At 56.3% G+C, this 22123-nt stretch carries 21 protein-coding genes and 1 riboswitch; of the genes, 7 read left to right on the top strand and 14 right to left on the bottom strand.

Features of this window, described 5'->3' with window-relative positions; genetic code table 11:
* Positions 1–31 precede the first annotated feature (31 nt).
* Positions 32–814 carry a hypothetical protein gene (locus tag MSL71_RS10835; RefSeq protein ID WP_180140121.1) on the top strand — a complete coding sequence of 261 codons (783 nt, stop codon included), beginning with the start codon at positions 32–34 and terminating at the stop codon, positions 812–814.
* A 260-nt stretch (positions 815–1074) separates the two neighbouring features.
* Here MSL71_RS10835 and MSL71_RS10830 read toward each other — a convergent pair whose 3' ends face one another.
* From MSL71_RS10830 to MSL71_RS10815, 4 genes are all read right to left on the bottom strand, one after another.
* On the bottom strand, positions 1075–1578 hold the full coding sequence (locus MSL71_RS10830) for a PEP-CTERM sorting domain-containing protein (protein WP_180140119.1): 504 nt from the start codon (positions 1576–1578) through the stop codon (positions 1075–1077).
* Between the two features lie 44 nt (positions 1579–1622).
* Positions 1623–1700, bottom strand: a riboswitch (cyclic di-GMP riboswitch).
* A 166-nt stretch (positions 1701–1866) separates the two neighbouring features.
* On the bottom strand, positions 1867–2934 hold the full coding sequence (locus MSL71_RS10825; protein ID WP_180140116.1) for a GTP pyrophosphokinase: 1068 nt from the start codon (positions 2932–2934) through the stop codon (positions 1867–1869).
* Between the two features lie 487 nt (positions 2935–3421).
* Complete coding sequence (locus MSL71_RS26895; protein ID WP_180140114.1) at positions 3422–3559, bottom strand: DUF1737 domain-containing protein; 138 nt, start codon at positions 3557–3559, stop codon at positions 3422–3424.
* A 342-nt stretch (positions 3560–3901) separates the two neighbouring features.
* The gene (locus tag MSL71_RS10815; protein WP_180140112.1) at positions 3902–4222 is read right to left on the bottom strand and encodes a hypothetical protein; all 321 of its coding nucleotides are present in this window, start codon (positions 4220–4222) and stop codon (positions 3902–3904) included.
* Positions 4223–5080: 858 nt separating this feature from the next.
* Between MSL71_RS10815 and MSL71_RS10810 the strand changes: the two genes are divergently transcribed.
* Together MSL71_RS10810 and MSL71_RS10805 are read left to right on the top strand one after the other, a co-directional pair.
* Positions 5081–6325, top strand: a complete 1245-nt coding sequence (locus MSL71_RS10810) for an OmpP1/FadL family transporter (protein ID WP_180140110.1) — start codon at positions 5081–5083, stop codon at positions 6323–6325.
* Between the two features lie 196 nt (positions 6326–6521).
* A complete protein-coding gene (locus MSL71_RS10805; protein WP_180140108.1) occupies positions 6522–7922 on the top strand; it encodes a caspase family protein in 1401 nt (466 codons plus the stop codon).
* A 141-nt stretch (positions 7923–8063) separates the two neighbouring features.
* Here MSL71_RS10805 and MSL71_RS10800 read toward each other — a convergent pair whose 3' ends face one another.
* Together MSL71_RS10800 and MSL71_RS10795 are read right to left on the bottom strand one after the other, a co-directional pair.
* Positions 8064–8450, bottom strand: coding sequence for a hypothetical protein (locus MSL71_RS10800; RefSeq protein ID WP_180140106.1), 387 nt, complete (start codon positions 8448–8450; stop codon positions 8064–8066).
* 93 nt (positions 8451–8543) lie between these two features.
* Positions 8544–8984, bottom strand: a complete 441-nt coding sequence (locus MSL71_RS10795; RefSeq protein ID WP_180140104.1) for a flavodoxin — start codon at positions 8982–8984, stop codon at positions 8544–8546.
* 447 nt (positions 8985–9431) lie between these two features.
* Between MSL71_RS10795 and MSL71_RS10790 the strand changes: the two genes are divergently transcribed.
* Positions 9432–11105 carry a long-chain-fatty-acid--CoA ligase gene (locus MSL71_RS10790; protein WP_180140102.1) on the top strand — a complete coding sequence of 558 codons (1674 nt, stop codon included), beginning with the start codon at positions 9432–9434 and terminating at the stop codon, positions 11103–11105.
* A gap of 443 nt (positions 11106–11548) precedes the next feature.
* Here the strand turns inward: MSL71_RS10790 and MSL71_RS10785 are convergent, their stop codons facing one another.
* Genes MSL71_RS10785 through MSL71_RS10770 form a run of 4 tightly spaced genes read right to left on the bottom strand, consistent with a single transcriptional unit; the run spans position 11549 to position 14455 of the window.
* Positions 11549–12331, bottom strand: coding sequence for an energy-coupling factor ABC transporter ATP-binding protein (locus tag MSL71_RS10785; RefSeq protein ID WP_180140100.1), 783 nt, complete (start codon positions 12329–12331; stop codon positions 11549–11551).
* Positions 12328–13095 carry an ABC transporter ATP-binding protein gene (locus tag MSL71_RS10780; protein WP_180140098.1) on the bottom strand — a complete coding sequence of 256 codons (768 nt, stop codon included), beginning with the start codon at positions 13093–13095 and terminating at the stop codon, positions 12328–12330. Before MSL71_RS10780 ends, MSL71_RS10785 begins: the two co-directional genes overlap by 4 nt.
* Before the next feature lie 32 nt (positions 13096–13127).
* Positions 13128–13871: an energy-coupling factor transporter transmembrane component T family protein gene (locus MSL71_RS10775; protein WP_180140097.1), complete on the bottom strand. Its 744-nt coding sequence runs from the start codon at positions 13869–13871 to the stop codon at positions 13128–13130.
* Positions 13872–13882: 11 nt separating this feature from the next.
* Entirely contained in the window at positions 13883–14455 is a 573-nt protein-coding gene (locus tag MSL71_RS10770) for an ECF transporter S component (RefSeq protein WP_180140095.1), read from the bottom strand.
* A gap of 621 nt (positions 14456–15076) precedes the next feature.
* Between MSL71_RS10770 and MSL71_RS10765 the strand changes: the two genes are divergently transcribed.
* The 3 genes from MSL71_RS10765 to MSL71_RS10755 all read left to right on the top strand — a co-directional run bounded on the left by MSL71_RS10765 (position 15077) and on the right by MSL71_RS10755 (position 19760).
* Entirely contained in the window at positions 15077–15652 is a 576-nt protein-coding gene (locus MSL71_RS10765; protein WP_180140093.1) for a DUF3332 family protein, read from the top strand.
* Between the two features lie 110 nt (positions 15653–15762).
* Entirely contained in the window at positions 15763–18273 is a 2511-nt protein-coding gene (hrpB, locus tag MSL71_RS10760; RefSeq protein ID WP_180140091.1) for an ATP-dependent helicase HrpB, read from the top strand.
* 1181 nt (positions 18274–19454) lie between these two features.
* Entirely contained in the window at positions 19455–19760 is a 306-nt protein-coding gene (locus MSL71_RS10755) for a panthothenate synthetase (protein WP_180140089.1), read from the top strand.
* A gap of 162 nt (positions 19761–19922) precedes the next feature.
* On the opposite strand, the gene can is transcribed toward MSL71_RS10755, so the two are convergent.
* From can to MSL71_RS10735, 4 genes are all read right to left on the bottom strand, one after another.
* Complete coding sequence (gene can / locus MSL71_RS10750) at positions 19923–20591, bottom strand: carbonate dehydratase (RefSeq protein WP_180140087.1); 669 nt, start codon at positions 20589–20591, stop codon at positions 19923–19925.
* Positions 20592–20749: 158 nt separating this feature from the next.
* Complete coding sequence (locus MSL71_RS10745) at positions 20750–21163, bottom strand: ATP-binding protein (RefSeq protein ID WP_180140085.1); 414 nt, start codon at positions 21161–21163, stop codon at positions 20750–20752.
* Positions 21164–21191: 28 nt separating this feature from the next.
* A complete protein-coding gene (locus MSL71_RS10740) occupies positions 21192–21536 on the bottom strand; it encodes a DRTGG domain-containing protein (RefSeq protein WP_180140083.1) in 345 nt (114 codons plus the stop codon).
* 10 nt (positions 21537–21546) lie between these two features.
* Positions 21547–22119 carry an ATP-binding protein gene (locus tag MSL71_RS10735; protein ID WP_180140081.1) on the bottom strand — a complete coding sequence of 191 codons (573 nt, stop codon included), beginning with the start codon at positions 22117–22119 and terminating at the stop codon, positions 21547–21549.
* Positions 22120–22123: the final 4 nt, after the last annotated feature.

Here is a 22123-nt window from a genome sequence, read left to right as displayed (position 1 = left end):
GATTCCCTAACCACCAACAAAGGAAAGCGCCATGATGTCACTCAAAAAACGTTGTGTATGGATCCTTCTGATCCTGGTTGGTTTTCTGTTGTCAAGCTCCGGTTCGGCACTCGCAGCGGAAAGCAAGCTGCTTCCCCTGGACACCTTTGACCTCACTGCCGAGCAGATGGATCTCATAGGGGACACCATTGAAGAGTACATTGGCAAAGAAAACGAGATGATGACGGAAATCGAGTCCAAATTCTCCGAGCTCACCACCATACTTCGCCAGGAGGATCAGGTCACAACGAGCCGTGAGGAGAGAAAAACAGCCAGGAATGTCAACAGGCTGGTCACGGACATCAGCAAACTCTACGGAAAAATGATCCGGACCAAGGTGGAGTACATCCTCAAAATCAAAAACGTCCTGACCCAGGAACAGCGCTTCCGCCTCGTCCACAGCCTGGAATTCGAGGATGAATATGCGGACAAGGCCCTTCCGACCTATGTTCAGCTGGACGACCTCATCGACCTCTTGGGGCTCAGCGACAAACAGGTCAAAGAGATCATCAGCAACAGAACCCAGATGATGATCAATGAACTGAAAATCAAACGAGATATCAAGTTCAAGGTCATCGACCTTGAAAACGAGCTGATCAACGAGGAAGTTGACAGCGACAAAGTGGACAAGCTCCTTCTGGCCATCACCGACCTGGGAACCAAGCTCATCGACAACAAGGTAAAATACAAGCTCAAGTCCAAGGATGTCCTCACCACGCCCCAGAAAAGAAAACTCCTGCACATGATCTTTCTGACACGTAAGACAGTAAACTGAAGACCACCAACTCAGCGCCTGTGTTGATCCGGTAAGCCCCTTGAAACCCGCATCCAAAAAAGGGCTCTGACGCGAAATATGCCGTCAAAGCCCTTTTTTAATGCGTGCTGAAACGCAGTGGGGCAAGGCTCCGCTGTGTCGGAGGCGGGGTCGCCTGGACGAGACTCGCCGCCCCTCTTACCCATTCTTTATCCCCCACCCCAAAAAAACAGGCGGGCAGAGATCGTGCCATCTGCCCGCCAGAGTCATCAAAGTAAAATTTAGCTGGCCATCTTCTTTCGCCTCAAGCCTGCAAACCCAAGCAACCCTGCCCCAAGCAGAAAAAATGTTGCGGGCTCGGGAACGGGCGCAGCAGCATCCACAGGAGAGAATTCTGCATAGGCGCCACCATAGTCAAAACCGTCAGCCATTGCCGTCACGAAGAAGGTCAGTGTGTGGGTACCGGCGGTAAGGAACAGGTCGTTGTACAGGCCATGGAAATACCCGCTTCCGTCCACATAGGTCTCGTCCCAGGCCACCTCGGCACCATCAACATAAAAAGCGAACTCATCGCCGGGGACAAACGCATCCCAGGCTGTGGCCACAGCCATGCTGGAATCTTCGGCCACAGTAATATACCACTCGTCCTGGGTCGAATCCTGGTCGATGCTGTCGATCTGACCCAACCCACCGGTCCAGCCAAAATACCCGGTCCAGCCCTGGGTGGGGTCGATGGTTGTCGCCCCCAGCGGCCCGGCCAAAGCAAACACCAAAAAGCATAACATACATAAAATTTTTCTCATTTTCTGCAGTCCTTTGCTTTTGCGGCAAGAGCAACCCGGCCATCTCCCCATGAGACCCGTGGGCTTTCCGTCCCCGACTCACATCGGGTTTGGCTTTTTCTTGTGTTGACCGCCAAAATCAGCAAAAAACATACCACCAACATGTAGCGAATCAAGCAAAACACGAACACCACATATGGAACATCACGGGTAGATTTAGGGAATTCAGGTTATAGCATGGCAGGAATGATGTAATGGATTACATCATTTGGTGGGCAGGCCCTTTGCTCTTTATGGATTCGCGTCAAGCCATTCGTCAAAGGATTTTCTGGCAGCGTTTGCAAGGACCCTTCGAAAGGTTGTTCTGTTCCCCAGGTACAGGCAATGCCGAATGACTGAATAGGGGTTAAACCCCTCAGTCTGATTCTTTTTTATAGAATAATCATTGTAGGCTTTTACTTTGGTAATATTCTTATTTATCAGCTTATGAAATTTTGCCCGCGTTATCCCCGGGCACAACTCATGGACATTTTGAACAAACCCATCCACTTTATGGGTTTCAAACTCGTAGTTACTGAAAAAATGCCCGCCGATCCTAAGGAAGTTGAACGCGTTGAGTTCATAGACATTTTTATTCTTTTTCGTTTTCTGTTCGGGTTCAGCATCAGATGTGGGGGAAGGGATATCTTCCTTGCTGGCCTTTTCAATCTCGGCAAGGGTGGCGTCCCGTATCTCTCTAAATTCGCTATCTGCCAATTCGAACAGCGCAGAGAGAACATTGATTCTTCTTTTAAGGTGCTGTGGAATTGATTTTTTGTATTTGATTTTGTGGTCAAGGGCACTCCAGGAATCCTGGATAATGGTTCGTATTTGAATTTCAAAATTAAATTCACTATACGGCTTGTATTCAGGAAGGTTTCTCCTGTCCTCATTTAATCGTAGATCCACGTGAAGCCCTTTGTAGCCAAAAGAGTCTTCCGTGCTCTCCAATTCAGAGATTTTATCCGTCACGTCAATCACATCGAAGTGTTCATTGAGCATGTCCGATAATTTTTCTATATCGTCCTGATAGAGACACACCACCCTTAACCCGATCAAATCCGTAATGTATTCTTTTATTTCATAGTGAGTCTCTGTTTCTTCAAGCTTCGAGCGATATTTACGGGAAAATTTCTTAATGCACTCTTCTTTCTGTTTCACACGCCCGTAGACAGTGGAACCCGTGAGGGAAGAATCATTTGTTATCAGTGCTTTTACCAACGTGACAAAGGATTTTCTTGCCTCATCGAGTATCTGAAAATTCTGGTCGTAATATGCTCTGAAGGTCTTTTTTTCTTTTTCAAAATCGAGTGAAGGCATTGAACAGTCCTTGTGCTTATATAGCCGGATGTTTCATAAAAAAACCACCCGAAAGGAAAATGATATCATTTCGGAAAGGCTACAATAAAATGTCAGCTATTTTGAAAATGCAAAATGTAAATCAGCGTTTGCTGTTTGATTTTCTCAGCTTTTGGGCGAGCCAGCATAGACACGGCAAACTGAATAGACAGGGGACCCTTTGGATCCACCGCCCCTCTCAAACTAAATGCCGATCCAATTGTGATCCCACAGAGTCCTATCAAACCACAAAATGCGAAACAAGAATAGCCGGTATTTTACAGGGAACACGTCGGCCCACATCTACCCGGCCATACGTACATATCGATACCATGGCAGCAGAGCCCTGGTAACGGGATGCAGCATGTAAAAACGAAAGGAGGGGAGACACACTCCCATGTCAGGACGAAGCCCTCTCACGACGTATTTCCGGCAAAACAACCGCTTGAGCGACAATGACTCTTTGCCGTTATGTGGCTGACGGAGAGCCATACAGCACGTATCCCTCGTCAATGAGCGCTGAAATCCTCTTACAGAAACCGGCATGGTCTTTTCCGGTAATCAGGCGGTAACTTAACTTCTTGTCCGTCGGAGAAACACCTCCCACTCGCTGATGATACGAGATTAACCGTGCCTGTACCGGTTGTACTGGTCATAGGTGGGAATCTCCAGCCCTGGTGAAGGCGCATGACATCGATCTGTTTCCTGTAGTTGCCTGGAGCTTTCGTACATACCGCGCATCACATTGTCACCGGTATTCTCGCTTGTCGCACAGGCACACACAAACCCCATAAGGCCCACCACAACAAAACATCGCAATGCAAGTTTCAAGGTCCTCTCCTCACAGTTCAAATTGTCAGAAAATAACGACAGCATCAAATATCAATGAATAGGGGGAACACGCCGTTGAGACGTGCGTCGGATTTTTGAAATCCTGGTCCGTCGAGGGTCAGGTCGTGTCCCCTGCGTCCTCATCCGTGGTCTGGATGTACGTTCCGTTGACCAAATCGCTTGTGTGACTCTTCAGCTCCATGCCCTTATACAGGGTCAAGGCAATGATGGCGGCACCGAACAGGGCGAAGAAAGTCCCTGGGGCTGCTTTCTTTACAACCAGTTTGGTATCCCCAAATTCCGTTTCAAGCTCGCCCGCGTTTCCCCAAATATTGGCCATAAACAGACGAAACCCCAGAAGGGCGAAGAGGCTCCCCACCGAAAGAGAGGCCAGCTTGTAGAGTGTAACAGAAAGAATAATAAGTGAATTTGAACTCATACCTGCTCCATGGATTTCTCATAGACCCCGCGACCTGTGAATGCAAAACGCGGTACCATCTTTTCTCGAACGCTCCAAAAGCAACATCGGCCCGAAAACGGCCAATTACAGGTTACACGGATTTGAACTGCCTGATTTCCAAGAGTAACCGGTTGTAATAAAGGTCTTATTAATTTGTCCCGGTCGATTTCTCTCAAAATATCCGGGTAAAACGGATGAGTCAGCTATACGAGAGATACCACCCGATGATCAAGGAAGAAATAGCAATATTTACTGATCAGCAACACACAAGTCATCCCCACGATTGAAGAGCGGGAGCAAGACCGGAGATGACCCCCGACGTTTCTCACACCTGCTTTCAAGGGCCTCTCCTTGCCGTCCCCTTGCCTTGAAACCGAAGAGCCCCAGGCATCTGCAACAACTGCTTTCCCGTTACCGTTTTTCCGAAAGCACGCCCTAACCCACCGCATTTTCGGTGCTCCTTTCGCCTGCCCTGTGCAGCATGATTCGTCCTTGCCAGGGAACAGTTGAAAATTCATTGCTTCCGGCAAGCAGGCAAGATATGAACTATCCGCCCTGCATAGAGAGTTCTCTATTCCTACAGGTATTGATAACTGAATTTATCGCGTGGGCGTATCAAGAGAATAAAAGCGGAAAGCTTCTGCCACCGCTGATTTCGCGTTTTAATTTTTTGGGGATTTATGTGTGAGTATTTCTTAAGAAATAGCTCAATTGGTGTTTTAAGATCCCATATAAAAACACTGATCATAGCCCTCAACATCACCACAGAACGGGTAGCCGGGTTCGCAGGCGAGTGGTCTGTACCCCGGACCTTTTTGTATGTCAGAAGGGGAAAAAGTGAAGCGTCAGTTCCTGAGTTTTTTTGTGTCGTGTCTTTTGGTCATGGCGGCTGCGGGCTCCGCATCCGCCGCCGGTTTTGCACTGTATGAATGGAGCGCACGGGGCAACGCCCTGGGCGGTACCCTGGTGGGACGCGCCGACGACCCGTCGGCAGTGGCCTTCAACCCTGCGGGCCTGACCCAGCTTGAGGGCACCCAGGTCGCCCTCGGGGCCACCTTTGCCCACCCCGTCTGTGAGGTGGAAACCCCAGCGTCTGGGGGTGTCACCACGTCCAAGAGCGACAACCACATCTTCGCCATCCCCCAGTTTTACCTGACCCACCGCATCAACGACAGATGGGCCGCAGGCATCGGCGAATTCTCCCGTTTCGGCCTGGGCTTCAAGTACCACGACGACTGGCCCGGCGCCTTCAACGTCTTTGAGGCCACCATCAAAAGCGCCTCACTGAACCCGAACATCGCCTACAAGGTAACGGACCGACTCTCTGTGGCCGTGGGCGTGGAGTATGTTTACGTGGATCTGGACATTAAAAAGAGGCTTCCCGCTAAAGGCCCTGATGACAAGCTTCTCCCTCCGTCCATGTCCCCCACCTCCGCCCTCACCGCCGATGGCGACGGCACCGCCCTCACCGCCGGGATCCACTACAGACTGGACAACTGGCGTTTCGGATTCGGTTACCACAGCCAGGCAAAGATCGATGCCAGCGGAGACACCACCCTCTCAGGCACCCACTCCCCCAAAGACGGCGATTACCACACCACCGGCTCCGTGATCCTGCCGGACATGCTCAACTTCGGCATCGCCTGGTACCCCGCCAAAAACCTGAGCGTGGAGGTGGGGGCCATTCAAACCCGCTGGTCCACCTACACCGACCTGGACCTGGACATTGATGGCCAAGGCCATATACCCCAGCCCAAAAACTATGACGACGTCTGGCGTTACAACCTCGGCGTGGAGTACGGCATCACCGACAACTGGGACCTCCGGGCCAGCTACTGCTTTGACGAAGCCCCGGAAAACGCCCAGTACGTGGATTACATGATCCCTGCCGATGACCGCCATCTCATCGGGGTGGGCACGGGCTGCTCCTTCGGCAGCTGGACCCTGGACCTGGCCTACACCTACATCAAGGCGGAAAAGGTAACCTACAAGAAAGCAAATGGCGTCCCCGGCATCCTCGACGGCACCTCCAAAAACGGGGTGACCCACCTGGGCGCCGTCACCTTGGGGTATACATTTTAATAGAACGCAATAAGGCAACAAAACGGCTCAAGGTATCCTTGAGCCGTTTTGTTGTTCTCCATTGAGTACATAAAATAGCAGTTCTTCTGCTTCATTTCCCCTTGCAAAACCTTGCCCGCCTCCCTCGTTTTGACTCATCCGAATGGCCATGTTATACATACATTTTTATCAAAATACCGGGTTCAAGGACATCTCAATGAACAAGACAAAATCAGTCAGCTGTTTATTATTCATTTCAATAATATTCCTATTATCGGGCTGCATGAAAGTAAACCTTGCATCCCTTCCCCCCATTCCGCCCGAGTCCAGCTTGCCCACAAGGAGTGATTTTTCCCTTTACGTTGATTCTGTTGAAATCAACAGTGCCGATCCTGTAGACCAGGACAAAATCGAGACCAATTTTAAACACTACCTGAACCAAGCCCGCTACTTTTCCGATGTCCTTGACTACACTGAGGTGGACCCATCCCGTGGGGAAAAGTCACTCATCATAAGGACGGTCATCACCCCCAAAGAATCCCACCACTTCAACTGGTGGTTATCCTGGCCCGCAATCTACCCGATGCCATTATACTGGCCTTTTCAACCGAAAAAGGGGGAGGCCTCTGTCTCCATATCCAGCCATGTGTATGATCACACAGGCAAACGCGTAGCGCAGTTTGACGCGGATGACAGTCAACCGTTTTCAGTTACTTTTTATGGCTTTTTCCGCAACGGAAAAGCCGTTTCAGCTCTGAGGAGTTGCTATAAATCCGCCTTCGAAAAGATCACCAACCAGCTCACAACGGACAAGCGGATCATTGCCTTGACCCAACCTCCCCAACGGCCCCACCAGCCCGTCGCCCCCCTTAAGCCGGAGGGCAATGAACCGCCCGTCGTCCCGGCCATCAACTTCGGGACCTACCACGCTCTTGTCATTGGCATCGACAACTACCCGAATCTCACCCATCTGAAAACCGCAATCAATGACGCCCGGGTTGTCTCCGACATTCTCCGTCGAAAATATGGGTTTGATGTCACATTCCTTAAAAATCCGGGTCGGTCCGACATTATCACCGCCCTCGGGAACCTGAGAAATAAACTCACCAGGCAGGACAACCTCCTCATTTATTATGCCGGACACGGCTGGCTGGACAACAAAGCAGATGAGGGGTACTGGCTCCCCGCGGACGCTACCCTTAACGACGAGTCCAACTGGATCTCAAACTCAACCATCACCGCCTCCATACGCGCCAATGAAGCCAAGCATGTGCTTGTCGTCGCCGACAGCTGTTACTCGGGAAAACTTACCCGCGCAATCCATATCAACCGCAAAATACCGGGCTATTTCAACCGGCTGTGCAAACAGAAAGCCCGTATTGCCATGGCGTCGGGGGGCCTTGAGCCCGTAGAAGACAGCGGCAGCAACGGCCACTCTGTCTTTGCGGCTGCCTTCATCAACGCCTTGAAGGCCAACAACACCGTCATCGAAGGCACGGAAGTGTTCTCTCAACTCAGACGGACGGTGATTCTGAACGCGGACCAAACCCCGGAATACGGTGACATCCGAAAGGCTGGCCACGACGGCGGTGATTTCCTTTTTATATCACAGAACTAACCCGTATATTTCACAAGTCGAATCCGGGCCACAAGGAAGAAGCAGCCCCTTGCGGGGCTGCCTGTGTCAGGGGACAGCATCGTCGCTGCCTGGGAACCTACGGGAAGGAGGATGTGGGAAGGGATAGAAAACCGGATTAAATTACGCAGCGTTGCGTTTTTCTTTACAGCATGAACCGCCGCAACAGGAGCTGCCTCCGCCGCAGGAGCCATCGCCGCAACAGGAGTGTGCCTCCTCTTCCGGGATGATTGAGCTGGGATCGGGGGATTCCGAAAGAACCGGCTCCTCGGCGTGGATGATGCCGGTGCCGCTGCACAGGGGGCACAGCCCACCGGAGTGAAGGATACGGGTTACGCCGCCGCCCAGGGGCACCAGTTTAAAAGGAACCCTGGATTCTGCAAGGAAACCCACCAGCCACTTGACGAAGAGGTCGTTTTTCAAATCCACGGAGTCGAATTTTCCCTGGGCCAATCTTGTCATCATCTTAATCTGAAACGAACGCATGACCTTGGATTCTCTCTTCGTCATCGTACAGCTCCTCCGGCGTATCGCCTTATCCTTAAATGGGGTTTAAATCAGTGTAATAAGCACCCGGGACCCTCAGGCCCCGGGCCATAAGCGTTATGCGGCCGCCACCTGCTCGGCCCATGCGTCGATTTCTGCCTCGTAATCGTCGGGCTCCCCGTCGATTTTGAGGCCCTCGGCAACCAGCTTTCCACCGATCTGCCGTACCTTCTCTTCAATGGCGTCCACCGCACCGCAAAAATAGGTGTAGGCGCTGTCTCCGCAACCGAAGACCCCCACCTTCTTGCCACTCAAGGCAGCCTTGTCCATGGCTTCGTAGTAGTCGATGAAGTCGTCCTGAAGCTCAATCTCATCCTCGCCCCAGGTGGAACATCCGTAGAGGACCAGATCATAGTCGGACTCGTTGCCCAAGGTGACGTCGCTCACATTTTCAACGGTTACCTCAAGCCCTTTGGCGCTGAGGATTCCGCCGATGCGTTCTGCCGTGTTTTCCGTATTTCCAGTGGTGGATCCAAAAATAATCAGTGCGCGTGCCATATGCCCTCCGCATGGTTGTGTAAATATCAGTCGTCGATACAGGGCATGTCCTGTCCCCCCGTGGGGCGAGAACATCACTCTCGAACCTGGGCTATACATAATCCCAAATATTTTTTGGGTCAACTAAAATTTTAGGCGTGCCTAATTTTTTTATAGACCCAAAACATACACCAACCCTCAGCGGGCCTTACCGGAGCCCCCTTCCACCGAACCCCTCTGACCATCCCTTTGCCCTCGTGTAACCGGGGCCCGGGCTCAGGCATACAGGCCCCATCAGCTCTTTCTGACCACCCGGCCTCCGCACCCATTGCGGGAACAACCATCCATAATACTTCATTTATTTCGAGGTGTTATTGACAGACTTTAAAAGATCAACTATCCGTATCTTAAAACCGTCGTCATCGGGATGAACAGTGGTTAAACCTTTTATCTCCTGCGGAGAAAGACATGATCACCCTCACCTGCTCAGACAAGCCATGGCTGGCTCACTACGACAAAGGCGTCCCCACCGTCATTGATTATCGCCGCCTCACACTGCCTCAGATGTTCCAGACCACGGTGGGACGATACCCCCAGCACACGGCCCTCATCTATCAGGGACACCATATCACCTACGCCGAACTCCAGGTTCTGGTACGGACCTTCTCCATCACCCTCACCACCCTGGGCATCCGCAAAGGCGACGTGGTGGGAATCTGGCTTCCCAACACCGTGGCAACGGTGGTCTCCTACTATGCGGCCCTTACCATCGGTGCCATTGTGGTGATGGCCAATCCCCTGGCCAGCGACCGGGAGCTCAACCACCAGATGAACGACGCCGATGCCAAGCTTCTCATCACCCTGGATCTCCTTGCCCAACGGGCCATTGCCCTTCGTGACAAAAACCAGATAGAGGTCGTGATTTATGCCTCCCTGGGCGACTTTCTCCCCACACACCTTAAATGGGTGTTTTCTTTCAAAGCCGGAAAAAAGGGCCTTGCCGCTAAAGTACCTGCAACCGACCGCGTCTACAGCTGGAAGGATGCCATGGCCTTGCGGGGAACCCCCATCCCCGAGCCCGCCATCCACCCCGAGGAGGTGGCGGTCTACCAATACACAGGCGGCACCACCGGACGTCCCAAGGCGGCCATGCTGACCCACACCAACCTCACCTGCATGGCCCAGATGTATGAGGCCTGGTTCCAGCTTGAAAAAGCCGATGAACGGGTGCTGGCCGCTCCCCCCTTCTTCCATGTGCTGGGCATGTCCACGGCCATGAACCTCCCCGTCCACATGGGATGGTCCGTGGTGCTGGAGCCCAGGCCCAAACCGGGCAAACTCCTGGATGCCATCCGCAAGTTCAAGCCCACCCTGGCCCCCATGGTTCCCACCATGCTCTCGGACCTCCTGGAAGAAAAAGCCCTTGCCGGAACGGACATGACCTCCTTCAAACTCATCACTTCCGGCGCCTCCTCCCTTCCCGAAGAGATTTTCCACCGATTCAAGGAGCGCACCGGCATCACCATCAACGAAGGCTACGGCATGACCGAAACCTCCCCCCAGACCCACCTCAACCCCCTGAAAGGCAGAAACAAACCCGGAAGCATCGGCATCCCCTTCCCCGGAACCGAGGTGCGCATCATGGACCTGGAGACCGGTACGCGGGAACTCGCAACCGGCGAGGCGGGAGAAATGTGGTTCAAGGGCCCCCAGGTCTCCTGTGGCTACCTGGGCCAGTACGGGGAAAACGAAACGGCGTTTCAAAACGGCTGGCTCACGTCCGGGGATATCGCCTGGATGGATGAAGACGGGTACTTTTACATCGTGGACCGTAAAAAAGACGTGATCATCTCAAGCGGCTACAGCATCTACCCGAGGGAGGTGGAAGAGGTGCTCCAGGCCCATGGGGACGTCCTCAAAGCTGCCGTCATCGGTGTTGCCGATACCCGGCGCGGAGAAAACATCAAGGCCTTTGTCACCCCCAGGCCGGGCAGAACCCCGTCGGTGGAGTCCCTCATGACCCACTGCCATAAAGAGCTGGCCAAGTACAAATGGCCCGCGGAAATCCACATCATCGACGCCATGCCCGAATCCTCCGTGGGCAAGGTACTCAAAACCGACCTGAAGCGCATGTCGGCCTGATTCAGCAAAAAAAAAGCCTCCGGCGGCCCTGCCGGGGGCTAAACTTTTAAAAGTTTAACAAACAAATTCAACAAAAACAGTTTGAATACATGTAATTTTAAAGCCGGGCAGGGTTTGACCCGAGTGGACGAAGGACACATCGCAGAGGCAATACACCTTCGAGGTGGCTCACCTCGCCACCTCCGGAGGCTAACCCGGATATTTCACGAGTCGAGTGCTCCATATTCAAGGCATCAGTGCTGCAGATGTCGTGGTTTTATAAAAGCTCTGATAACGCAGAAGATGGGTGCACTCGGCTCGCCCGAAGGGTGAGAAACTCAAGCAGCAAACGTCGATTTACATTTTGCAGTTTCAAAACAGCTGGTATTTTTACTGCAGACACCCGAAATAATGGCATTTTTCTTTTGACTGGTTGTTTTCTCATGAAATATCCGGGCTAAAGACTAAAGCGGGTTGAGGGCCTCGAGAAGCTCCCCCTCGGTCAGGCAGGTATCATGCAATCCAAGCCTGCGCCCCAGGACCAGGGCATCGGGAAGGGGAAGATCAAGGGAAGGATCGGAGAAAAGGCTGCGCGGGTCCCCCACGGCACAAACGCCGCCTGCCCTGAGGACCAGCATGGAATCAAAGGATGCGGCAAAATTCATGTCGTGGGTCACGGCCACCACCGTGCGGCCCCGGGACCTTAAGGCAGCCATCATCTGCATCACCACCCGCCGTCCTGCCGCATCCTGGCCGGAAAGGGGCTCGTCCAGGAGCACCAGGGGGGTCTCCATCATGTAAACCGACGCCAGGCACACCCTTTTGCGACGGGCCCGGGAAAGGTCATGGGGGTTTCGATCAAGGTCTTCCCGGATGCCGCACAGCGCAGCCGCGCGGTCCATGCGCTCATCGATAACATGGGACGGCACGCCTGCCTGCACCGGTGCAAACCGCAACTCGTCCCGCACACGGGTCGCAAATATCTGATCATCCGGATTCTGGAAAAGAATGGCCACATGGCGCGCCCGGAGTGAGGGCCGCAGGGTATCAATGGGAAAGCCTGCAATGGAAACAGCCCCCCGGCAGGGAGAGAGCAGGCCCGCCAAAAGGCGCAGCAGGGTGCTCTTGCCCGATCCGTTGGGTCCCACCACCGCAAGGGATGTCCCGGCCGTCAGGGCAAAGGAGACCCCGTGAACCGCCGATGGCCCGTCACCGTATCCATAGGTAAGATTGTCCGTGCGTATCACAGCCGCCACCTCCCTTCTGCGGCGTCAAGATCCAGGGGCAACGGCCCAGCGTAGAGCCCACGCATCCTTGCAACTTGGGCAACACGGGTCACAAGGGGCAGGGTCAGCCCCCACCCTTCGGGATCGCCGTCCTCGGGCAACGCTGCCAGAGCCCCGTCATACACCAGCCTTCCTGTCTCAAGGACCACGGCCCGGTCCGCAAGACCTGAAACCTCTCCCGCATCGCTGCCCGAAATCACCAGAGTTGCCCCCCGGGCCTTAAGGTCCCGAAGCACCCCTGTCACCTCATCCCGGGACGCGGGATCCAGCTGGCCAAAGGGCTCGTCAAGCAGCAGAAGGTCGGGGGCACCGGCCAGAAGCACGGCAAGGGCCACGCGCCTGGCTTCTCCGCCTGAGAGGGTAAAGGGGTTGCGATCCGCGAGATGGTCTGCCCCCACACACGACAAGAGACGGTGCACAGCCTCCCCGCGTCTTTCTGCGCCATCGCCCCCAAGGGCCAGGCCCACCTCGTCAAAAACGGAGAAGGCAACACCTGAAAACTGCGCGGTGGGGTCTTCCAGGGAAAGGGCCGCGCGTTTAGAACGACGCACACCACAAGGGGTCCCGTGCACAAGGCACTCTCCGGTAAGGCGGCCGGGATAAAACCGGACCATGAGCCCTGCAAGAAGTGACAAAAGGGTCGTGCGCCCCGATCCGTCGGCCCCCAGCACCGCAAGGCACTCCCCCTCTTTCATGGAAAAACTCACGTCCCCCAGGCTGGGCATTGAGGCCCCCGCATATGTAAAGGAACACGTTTTTAACCGAACAACATCCATACCCGATACCCCAACGCACCGCCCACCATGACGGCTGAAACCAGGCGAAGGCTTACCTCTCCCATGGATTCACAACAATCCTCCACCGGATGCCGCCTCAGACCGCCGCGAAGCTCCAGGGCCATGGCCCGCTTCTCCACATCGGCAAGAGCCCCCAGAATCAGCGGCCCCACCAGGGGCACCAGGCGCCGTGCCCGGGCCAGAAGGTGTCCATCAACATCAAGACCCCGGGCCCTCTGGGCATCCAACACGCAGGACGCACGATGCCTGAGCAGGGGCACCAGGTTCAAGGTGGTAGCCAGCACATACACCAGAAACGGGGATGCGCCGCGTCCGCGCAGGTCGGTCAGGAGCTCAGCCCCTGTGGTGGAGACCGAAAAAAGGCACAAAGAGGAGAGCATCACCCCCACCCGGGAAAAAACGGATAAAGCCAGAAGAGCATTGTCCCGGCCCACCTCAAAGGGGCCGCAGGCCCAGAGAATATCGCCGGAACGGGGCATGGCCACAAGGTACATCAAGGCAAGGAGCAGGACAAAAGGCACCAAAAAGGCCAGGGTCCTGCCCACCCATTTCACCGCCGCACCGCTCGTGAGCCCCAGGGGCAGGACCACGGCCAGAGGCAACAGGCTCAAAGGCGGCTCAAAAAGCAGAAACGTTACCGGTACCATGCCCGCCAGCAGGCAAAGCCGGGTCCAGGGAGTCCATGAGAGAAGAAGAGAAGGCATAGGCGACAAAGCTACGCCGAAAACCGGGGCAAACGGGCCAGCATTCGATCCGGCAGGGAACGAATCAGGGCAAAGGCCACCAGGGCCGTGGGAACCTTGTCCAGGGGCTCCACCATCAGGTTCTTGTAAAACGCGGCCGAGGTTACCTTGATGCCGGATTTCACCAGCACAGCGGTAATAAGAGACGCACCGCTGCCCTCTACCCCGCCGTAGACAAAGACCACGATGGGCGTTGCCACAAAGGGAGTGGTCACGGCAACCACCACGCCGGACAGGGCAGCTTTCCACCAGGTATCGGCCAGGCCCCAGCGGGCGCAAAACCCGGCGGCAAAACCGATCCAGGCCGCCACGGGAAAAAAGGGCAGCGCCGATGGAGAGAAAAGGCCCCAGGCCACATTGGAAAGCCCTCCGGTCACCGCCCCTGCAAAGGGCCCGCAGGCAAATCCCACAAGGAGAGTGCCGATGCAGTCCAGGTAGACCGGGAGTTTCAGCAGGGCCACGAGCTGGCCCACCGCGATATTGACAGCCATGGCCACGGGAATCAGGGCCACCGTAAAGGTCGTGAATTCGTCTTGGATCTTCATTGTTCCCCCTTCATATGCAATGCATCATCCATGCGGCCCCACGGGCCCCGTTTCAGGTTCCGCGATTCGTACCACCCGGAATCGCAGGGGGTCAAAACGATAATTTCAATATTCTCGCGACAAATCATTGATCACCCGAATATCCCATACCGGATCCGGATGCCCTCTATGGCTAACGTGAATGGGAAAAAACCTCCGGTGGCGAGATGAACACCTCGAAAGTGTGTTGCCCGAACAGGATACGTTCGGGGCCTCTTGCGACATGGAAAACCCTACAGCGAATGCAGAGGGGCAGACACCATGCAACCGTTTCTGCAGAAAAGACCCATTTCCTTCTGCCCCCAGGCCCTATTGATAATACGTTTATAATAATGTTATATTTACGCAACGATTCCAGGCAACTCGCCACTTCACCCCTACCCATACCCCCTTGAAAATCACCCGCCCCGGACGCCACGCGCCTGAATACGGCCTGATCGTCAGAAAAAGCCTGAGGAACAGACACGTATCTTCAACTATTTCGCATCACCCGCTGAACCCAGCCACAAAGCCACACCCCCGCATGATGCACCCCGTCGGAAATGGGGTGCAGACACCCACCATCAACAAGGGAGAGATCACATGAAAAAGACAACGGGACTTCTCATTGGTTTTCTGATCACCATGTACGGCATGGGCTGTATGGGACAGATGGGCCTCAGCCAGAAAGCCATCGGCGTCAACCTCAAGCTCGTTGACAACCGCTACGGCCGAGCCGGGATTTATATCCTCGGGGCACCCATCTATGCCGTTACATCCATCATCGACCTGTTCATCATCAACAGCATCGAGTTCTGGACAGGCACAAACCCCATCACCAAAAAAAAGCCGGCCATTGTCGATACCCCCGTGGATGCCTGGATGAAGGTCGACGATAATCTGGACCCGGCGGCAACGGAAGCTCCCCTCTCCTTTCTGGGGATGCCGGTGGAATCCATCGACATCACCACACCGGACAGCAGTTCCATAAAAATGGACCTCCGGTTTGAGGACGGCACGATGCAATCCGTTGTGGGTCTCCGGTCGCCTGAAGGGTATGTCAATATTTTCGTGGATGACCGCCTTGTTGCCTATGCAACCCATGAAGCCCTTGAAACGTATGTTGCGGAGATTCGCCGCACTCAACCGGTAACCATTGCGGCACAGAGCTCCAGGTAAGCCCGCGGCTTCAGGGGGCAGGCGGGTGGTTTTTCGAAAAACGACCCGCCGGAGCATGGCCAGGCAGATACGTTTTGCATTTACCGGGGCGCGTAGTATACAACCCACCCATGAGCCCGACACTACCCATACATGATGTTCTGGACGACATTCGCGATGCCCTTGAAGCAGGGCCTTCGGCCGTGATACAAGCCCCGCCCGGCGCGGGAAAGACCACCGGGGTCCCCCTGGCCCTGTTGGAGGCCCCGTTCCTTGCCGGACAAAAAATCGTGATGCTGGAGCCCAGGCGCCTTGCGGCCCGAGCCTCAGCAACACGCATGGCAGAGATGCTCGGCGAACAGGTCGGAAAGACCGTGGGCTATCGCATCCGCATGGAGAAAAAAACCTCGGAGGCCACACGCATCGAGGTGGTCACCGAAGGGATCCTCACGCGGATGATCCAGTCCGACCCGGAGCTCTCGGGCATCGGCCTGGTGATCTTCGACGAATTCCACGAGCGGAACCTGAACAGCGACCTGGGGCTGGCCCTCACCCTGGAGTGCCAGGGGGTGCTGCGGGACGACCTGCGCATCCTCATCATGAGCGCCACCCTGGACGCCGCCCCTGCGGCCGCGCTTCTCGGAGACGCCCCTGTTATCACCTCCGAAGGCCGGGCCTTTCCCGTTACCACCTGTCACCTGCCCTTAAAAGAACCAACCCCCACACGCCGGGACATCGAGGCCGCCTGCGCCCGTGCCGTGGCCAGGGGCCTTGCCGAAGAAGAGGGCGACATGCTCGTCTTCCTGCCCGGGGCAGGCGAGATCCGGCGGGTGGAAGAGCGGCTCCGAAAAATGGATCTCCCGCCCCAGACGGACCTCTACCCCCTGTTCGGGGCCCTCACCAAGGCCGACCAGGACAAGGCCATCAAGCCGTCCCCTGCCGGGCGTCGCAAGGTGGTGCTGGCTACGGCCATTGCCGAGACCTCCCTGACCATCGACGGGGTGACCCTGGTGGTGGATGCCGGGCTCATGCGGGTCTCCCGGTTTTCACCGGGGTCGGGCATGGGCCGCCTGGTGACCCTGCCCGTCTCCAAGGCCTCGGCAGACCAGCGGAGGGGACGGGCCGGGCGAACCGCCCCGGGCACCTGCTACCGCCTCTGGAGCGAGGCCCGCACAACCACCCTCACGCCCTTTACCGCACCGGAAATCCTTAGCGCAGACCTGGCCCCACTGGTGCTGGAGCTTGCCCTCTGGGGAGTCACCGACCCTGCCGAACTCACCTGGCTCGACGTGCCCCCCGAAGGGTCCTGCGCCCAGGCCCGGGACGTGCTCCAAAAACTGGGCGCCTTAGATGAGAAAGGCCGCATCACGGCCCACGGCAAGGCCATGACGCGCCCCGGCGTCCACCCCAGGCTGGCCCACATGATCCTTATGGCAAAGGAGAAAAAGGCGGGCCCCGAGGCCTGCCTCCTGGCCGCCCTGCTCACGGAACGGGATCCCCTCACCGGAGGCCGAAACGAAACAGACATCCGCCTGCGCATGGAAGCCATGATGCAAAAAGGGTCTCGGGGTCAAACACTCAACCCCGGGGCTGCGGCCCGCATCCGGGAAACATCCCGCCAGCTCAGCGCGCGCCTGGGCGTCAAAGGGGCTGCCAAGGATCCCGCCCTTGCCGGGCGTCTTGTTTCCCTTGCCTTTCCAGACCGCATCGCCATGGCACGGCCGGGACGGCCCGGTCACTTCCAGATGGCCTCAGGGGGCGGCGCCGTCATCCATGAGTCCGATCCCCTTGCCTTTGAACCCTTTGTGGCCGTGGCAGATCTGGACGGCAACCGACAGAACGCCCGCGTTTACCTGGCCGCCCCCCTGACCATGGAAGCCCTTGAGGCAGATCACGGCCACCGCATTGCAGCCGAAGAAAAGGTATTCTGGAACGAGAAAAAAGGGCGGGTGGAGGCGGTGACGCGCCGCAGCCTGGGCGCCGTGATCCTGTCTGAAAAGCCATTGAAAAAGCCGGATGCCGGTGCCGTCACCGACGCGCTCATCCAGGGTATTCAGTCCCGGGGCCTGTCGGTTCTCCCCTGGAACAAAACAACCCGAAGTCTCCAGGCCCGGGTTCTTTTTCTTCGCAATCACGCAGGGTTTGATGAGCTGCCCGATCTCTCGGAGACCGCCCTGGAAACCTCCGCCCCCCAGTGGCTGGCCCCTTTTCTCATTGGTATCACAAGCATGGGGGCCTTAAGCAAAATGGACCTGGCCGGTGCCCTCACCGCCCTCATCCCCTATGCCTGGCACCGGAAAATAGATCGCATGGCCCCCACCCACATGGCCATCCCCAGCGGCACCCGCATCCCCCTGGACTACGGCACCGGTGAGCCCCCGGTCCTTGCCGCCCGCATCCAGCAGCTCTTCGGCCTCACCGAGACGCCAAAGGTGGCAGACGGCAGGATTCATGTGACCTGTCACCTCCTCTCCCCTGCCTCACGTCCCATGCAGGTCACCCGTGACCTTTCCAGCTTCTGGACCAACACCTACCCCGAGGTGAAAAAAGAGCTCAAAGCCCGCTACCCCAAACACCCCTGGCCCGACGATCCCCTCACCGCCGTGGCCACCAACCGGGCCAAGCCCAAAGGCAGGGGATAAGGGCTATGCCCTAAAATAATAATACATAACGATACTCCACCTTAAATTCGTTATGTGTCGAAGCAACGATCAAAGCATCATGCTGAGGACTTATGGGATGATCCCGTCATGTGTAATTTATTCGTGGTATGGCCCTAAATCCCTTGGTTCGCGAATGCTCCAACCCTCGCGTGTCGCGCCGTAGCCCAACGACATGGTGCACGTGGTGGCACACAGACAAGGGCGTAGGCGGATGCCTCGGGTTGTCACATTCGCTGACGGGCTGCGCCCGTGGTCAACGGCCGAAACGTACCATTCGTTCCCAGGCTCCGCCTGGGGATGCTGCCCGGAGACTCTGCCTCCACGGCTGATACCCCACAGCCATCCCATGTTTACCTCTACCATGGAATGCGACCAGGCAAGGCGGAGCCTTGCACCCCTCACTCCCAGGCAGAGCCTGGGAGCGAGGTGAAAACGTCCCCAGCCCCCTCAACGGCCATACCCAGGGGCAGAAACATTTCAAACTCAAACCGCACACAAGCGCACCGTTCGTTCCCAGGCTCCGCCTGGGGATGCTGCCCGGAGGCTCTGCCTCCACGGCTGCTACCACGCAGCCATGCCATTTTTCCCACCACCATGGAGTGCGACCTGACAAGGCGGAGCCTTGCGCACCTCACTCCCAGGCAGAGCCTGGGAGCGAGATAAAAACGTCCCCTGCCCCATCAACGGCCATACCCAGGGGCAGGAACGGTTCAAGCCCAAACCGCACACAAGCTTACCGTTCGTTTCCAGGCTCCGCCTGGAAATGCTGCCCGGAGGCTCTGCCTCCACGGCTGATAACACACAGCCATTCCATGTTCCCCACCACCATGGGAACGAAGTAAAAACGAACCCTGGTGCATAAAATGCACCCTACGGCCTATCCCCCATGCCCTTTCTTTCCTATCAACCTTCTATTCCCCATTCACTATTCACCATTCACTCCCCCTATCCCCTACCACCTTTCACCGCCCTCCCCTTCCCCCTTGAAACAAACCCGAAACCCCTGTATTTTAATACAAGTCCATACCACCGCAGCCGCCCCTCCTTGTGCCGTCGCCCACCCCTCGCCTCAGCGCCTTTCTTTCGACCCCGGGCCATTGATCCGTCGCCGCACGGCTGCCGACACGCACCACCCACCCGTCAACCCAAGGAGGGCCATCATGAAGATGCTCATGCATGTCACGTTTCCCCACGAGCCGTTCAACACCCTGGTGAAAAAAGGGACCGCCGTTATCCTGCTGGATGAAATCCTCGAAGAGATAAAACCGTTTTCCGTCTGGTTCACCGAGGAGAACGGCATGCGGGCCGCCGTCCTGATCATCAACGCCACCAACGCTTCGGGCCTGCCCTTCTACTCGGAGCCCTTTCACCTGAATTTTGACGCAGATGTCCATTTCCGGATCGTCATGTCCCCTGAGGACCTGGCCAATGCAGGATTGGAAGAGTTGGGAAAAAAATGGAGCTGATGCCGGAACCGGCGGATAGATAGAGGAAAAAATAATTGTGCGGATGATACGTGGGGATGAACGCCGACGCCATGTCATGGGATCGCCGAACGTCCATCACGCTTAGCCCCTGGCCCTGAGCCTTTAAGCCCTTAGCCTTTGGCCTTTAACCTTTAGCCCCTTTTACGCCCTGATCCTCTCAGTGCGCCCATACACCTTCTTCAGGGCCGCCTCGGTGACGGGCCGAATGCTATCGGCACTGCTCACCGACACATCCAGGTCCTGGAGGAGCCCGTTGCCGATGTTGTAGATCCAGCCGTGAACGGTGAGGGGTTTGCCCTCCTGCCAGGCCTGCTCGGCGGTGGTGGTGCGGCAGACGTTCCTCACCTGCTCGATGATGTTGAGCTCACAGAGGCGATCGCTGCGCTCTTTGGGGTCGGCGATGGCGTCCAGAAAGTCACCGTGGGTGAACTGGATGTCCCGGAGATGACGGAGCCAGTTGTTGACCAGGCCGCTGGAGGAGTTTGCAAGGGCCTCTTTGACCCCGCCGCAGTCGTAATGGCCGCAGACAATGATGTCCTTGATGTTGAGGACCTCCACGGCGTACTGGATCACGGACAGGCCGTTGAAATCGGTGTGGATGACCATGTTGGCCACGTTGCGGTGCACAAAAACCTCGCCGGGCATGAGGCCCACCAGCTCGTTGGCGGGCACCCGGCTGTCCGAACAGCCGATCCAGAGGTAGTCCGGGCTCTGCTGGTCGGCAAGTTTTTTAAAAAAATCGGGCTGCTCGCAAGTCACCTGAGCAGACCACTGCCTGTTGTTTTGAAACAGCTTTTTCAACTCTCCCATAACGTCGTCCCTGATCCTGATCTATACGTAACGTTTCAGCCTGCACGGACCGCTTCCCGAACGTTTCCCCACGTTCGCGCGTTTCGGAAGAGGCCCGAGGGCCCGATTCACTCTATTAACCATACCCATAATTGAGCCAACACACCAGCTCTACCGGATTAGATGTAGTTGGTGATAACCACACGGGTCCCCTCGCCCACCCCGCTGGTGATCTCCAGCTTGTCGGCGTTTTTCCGCATGTTCGGAAGGCCCATGCCCGCCCCGAAGCCCATGGAGATCACCTCGGGCGATGCCGTGGAAAACCCCTCGGTCATGGCCTGGGGGATGTCCGCGATACCGGGGCCCTGGTCCACCACCTCCACCACGATCCTCTCCAGATTGATGTCCGCCGTGAGCGTACCGCCCCCCACGGCGTGGGCCACCACATTGACCTCGGCTTCATAGATGGCCACGGTGGTCTTCTTGATGATCTTGGTGTCCACGTTGAGCTGCTTGAGGATGTGCTTCACCTGGCTGGAGGCGGTTCCCGCCTTTGCAAAATCCCCGTCTTCAATCTCAAATTCAAACTTCATAACACCCCTTCATGTTGGGAGGCCCTGGTTAAAAAACGGGTTCGAGACCGGCATCAAACAGCATTGCGCTTGCCCTGAACACCGAGCATTCCACCTCGATGAGGATCAGGCCGGTGCGTTCTGCCAGGTCCTTCATGGCAGGGCTCACCTTCTTGCCCCGGGCGATAACCACACACTCGATCTCGGCCATCTCCGCGGTGCGGATGGTCTGGAGCGTACACAGCCCGGTGATGAGGAGAACGCCCTCCACCTCCAGGGTCAGGACGTCGCTCAAAAGGTCGGCGGCAAACCCATAGGAGACGCGGGTCTCAACCCTCTCCTTGCCGGTGACAATGTTCCCCCCCAAAAGGGTCGCAATATTGGTTATTTTCATTGGTTTCATTTTATATCATGTCATTATGGAGCACGGTGCGCTCATCCAGCCCGGCGCCGATCTCATCCAGATTTTCCCGAATCATTTCCTGCACGGCCCGCATGATGGATGGGTTGGTCAAGGACACCCCGTCCAGGGCCTCTTCCACCTCCACCGTGCTGAACCGGTAGGTTCCCTTGTCCGTGGTGTGGGTGTACAAAAAGACAATATCAGGGGCCGAAGCCGCCGTCATGACGACACTTCCCGCAATATCCCCGGCCACAGGCCGGTCCAGGTGGGCGTACTCGAACGCCACGGTCACCGTGGTGCCCACGCCGGGGGTGGAATCCACCACAAGGTCCCCGCCGCACTGCTGGGCGCCCTGCTTCAAAAGGGGCAGGCCCATGCCGATACGGCGCTCCCTGCGGGTGGTCATCCAGGGGCTGAAGACCTCTTCCAAAAGCTCCGGGCTCATCCCCTTGCCGTCGTCTTCAAACACCATCCTGTAGATATTTTCCCCGGGACTCTCGGTGATGGTCAGCCTTACCACACGGGCACCGGCCCGCACCGAGTTACCCAAAATATCAAGAACATAATGCGACATCTCA

This window comes from Desulfoluna butyratoxydans, assembly GCF_900699765.1.
GTDB lineage: Bacteria > Desulfobacterota > Desulfobacteria > Desulfobacterales > Desulfolunaceae > Desulfoluna > Desulfoluna butyratoxydans.
This window is presented reverse-complemented; position numbering and strand designations above follow the sequence as displayed.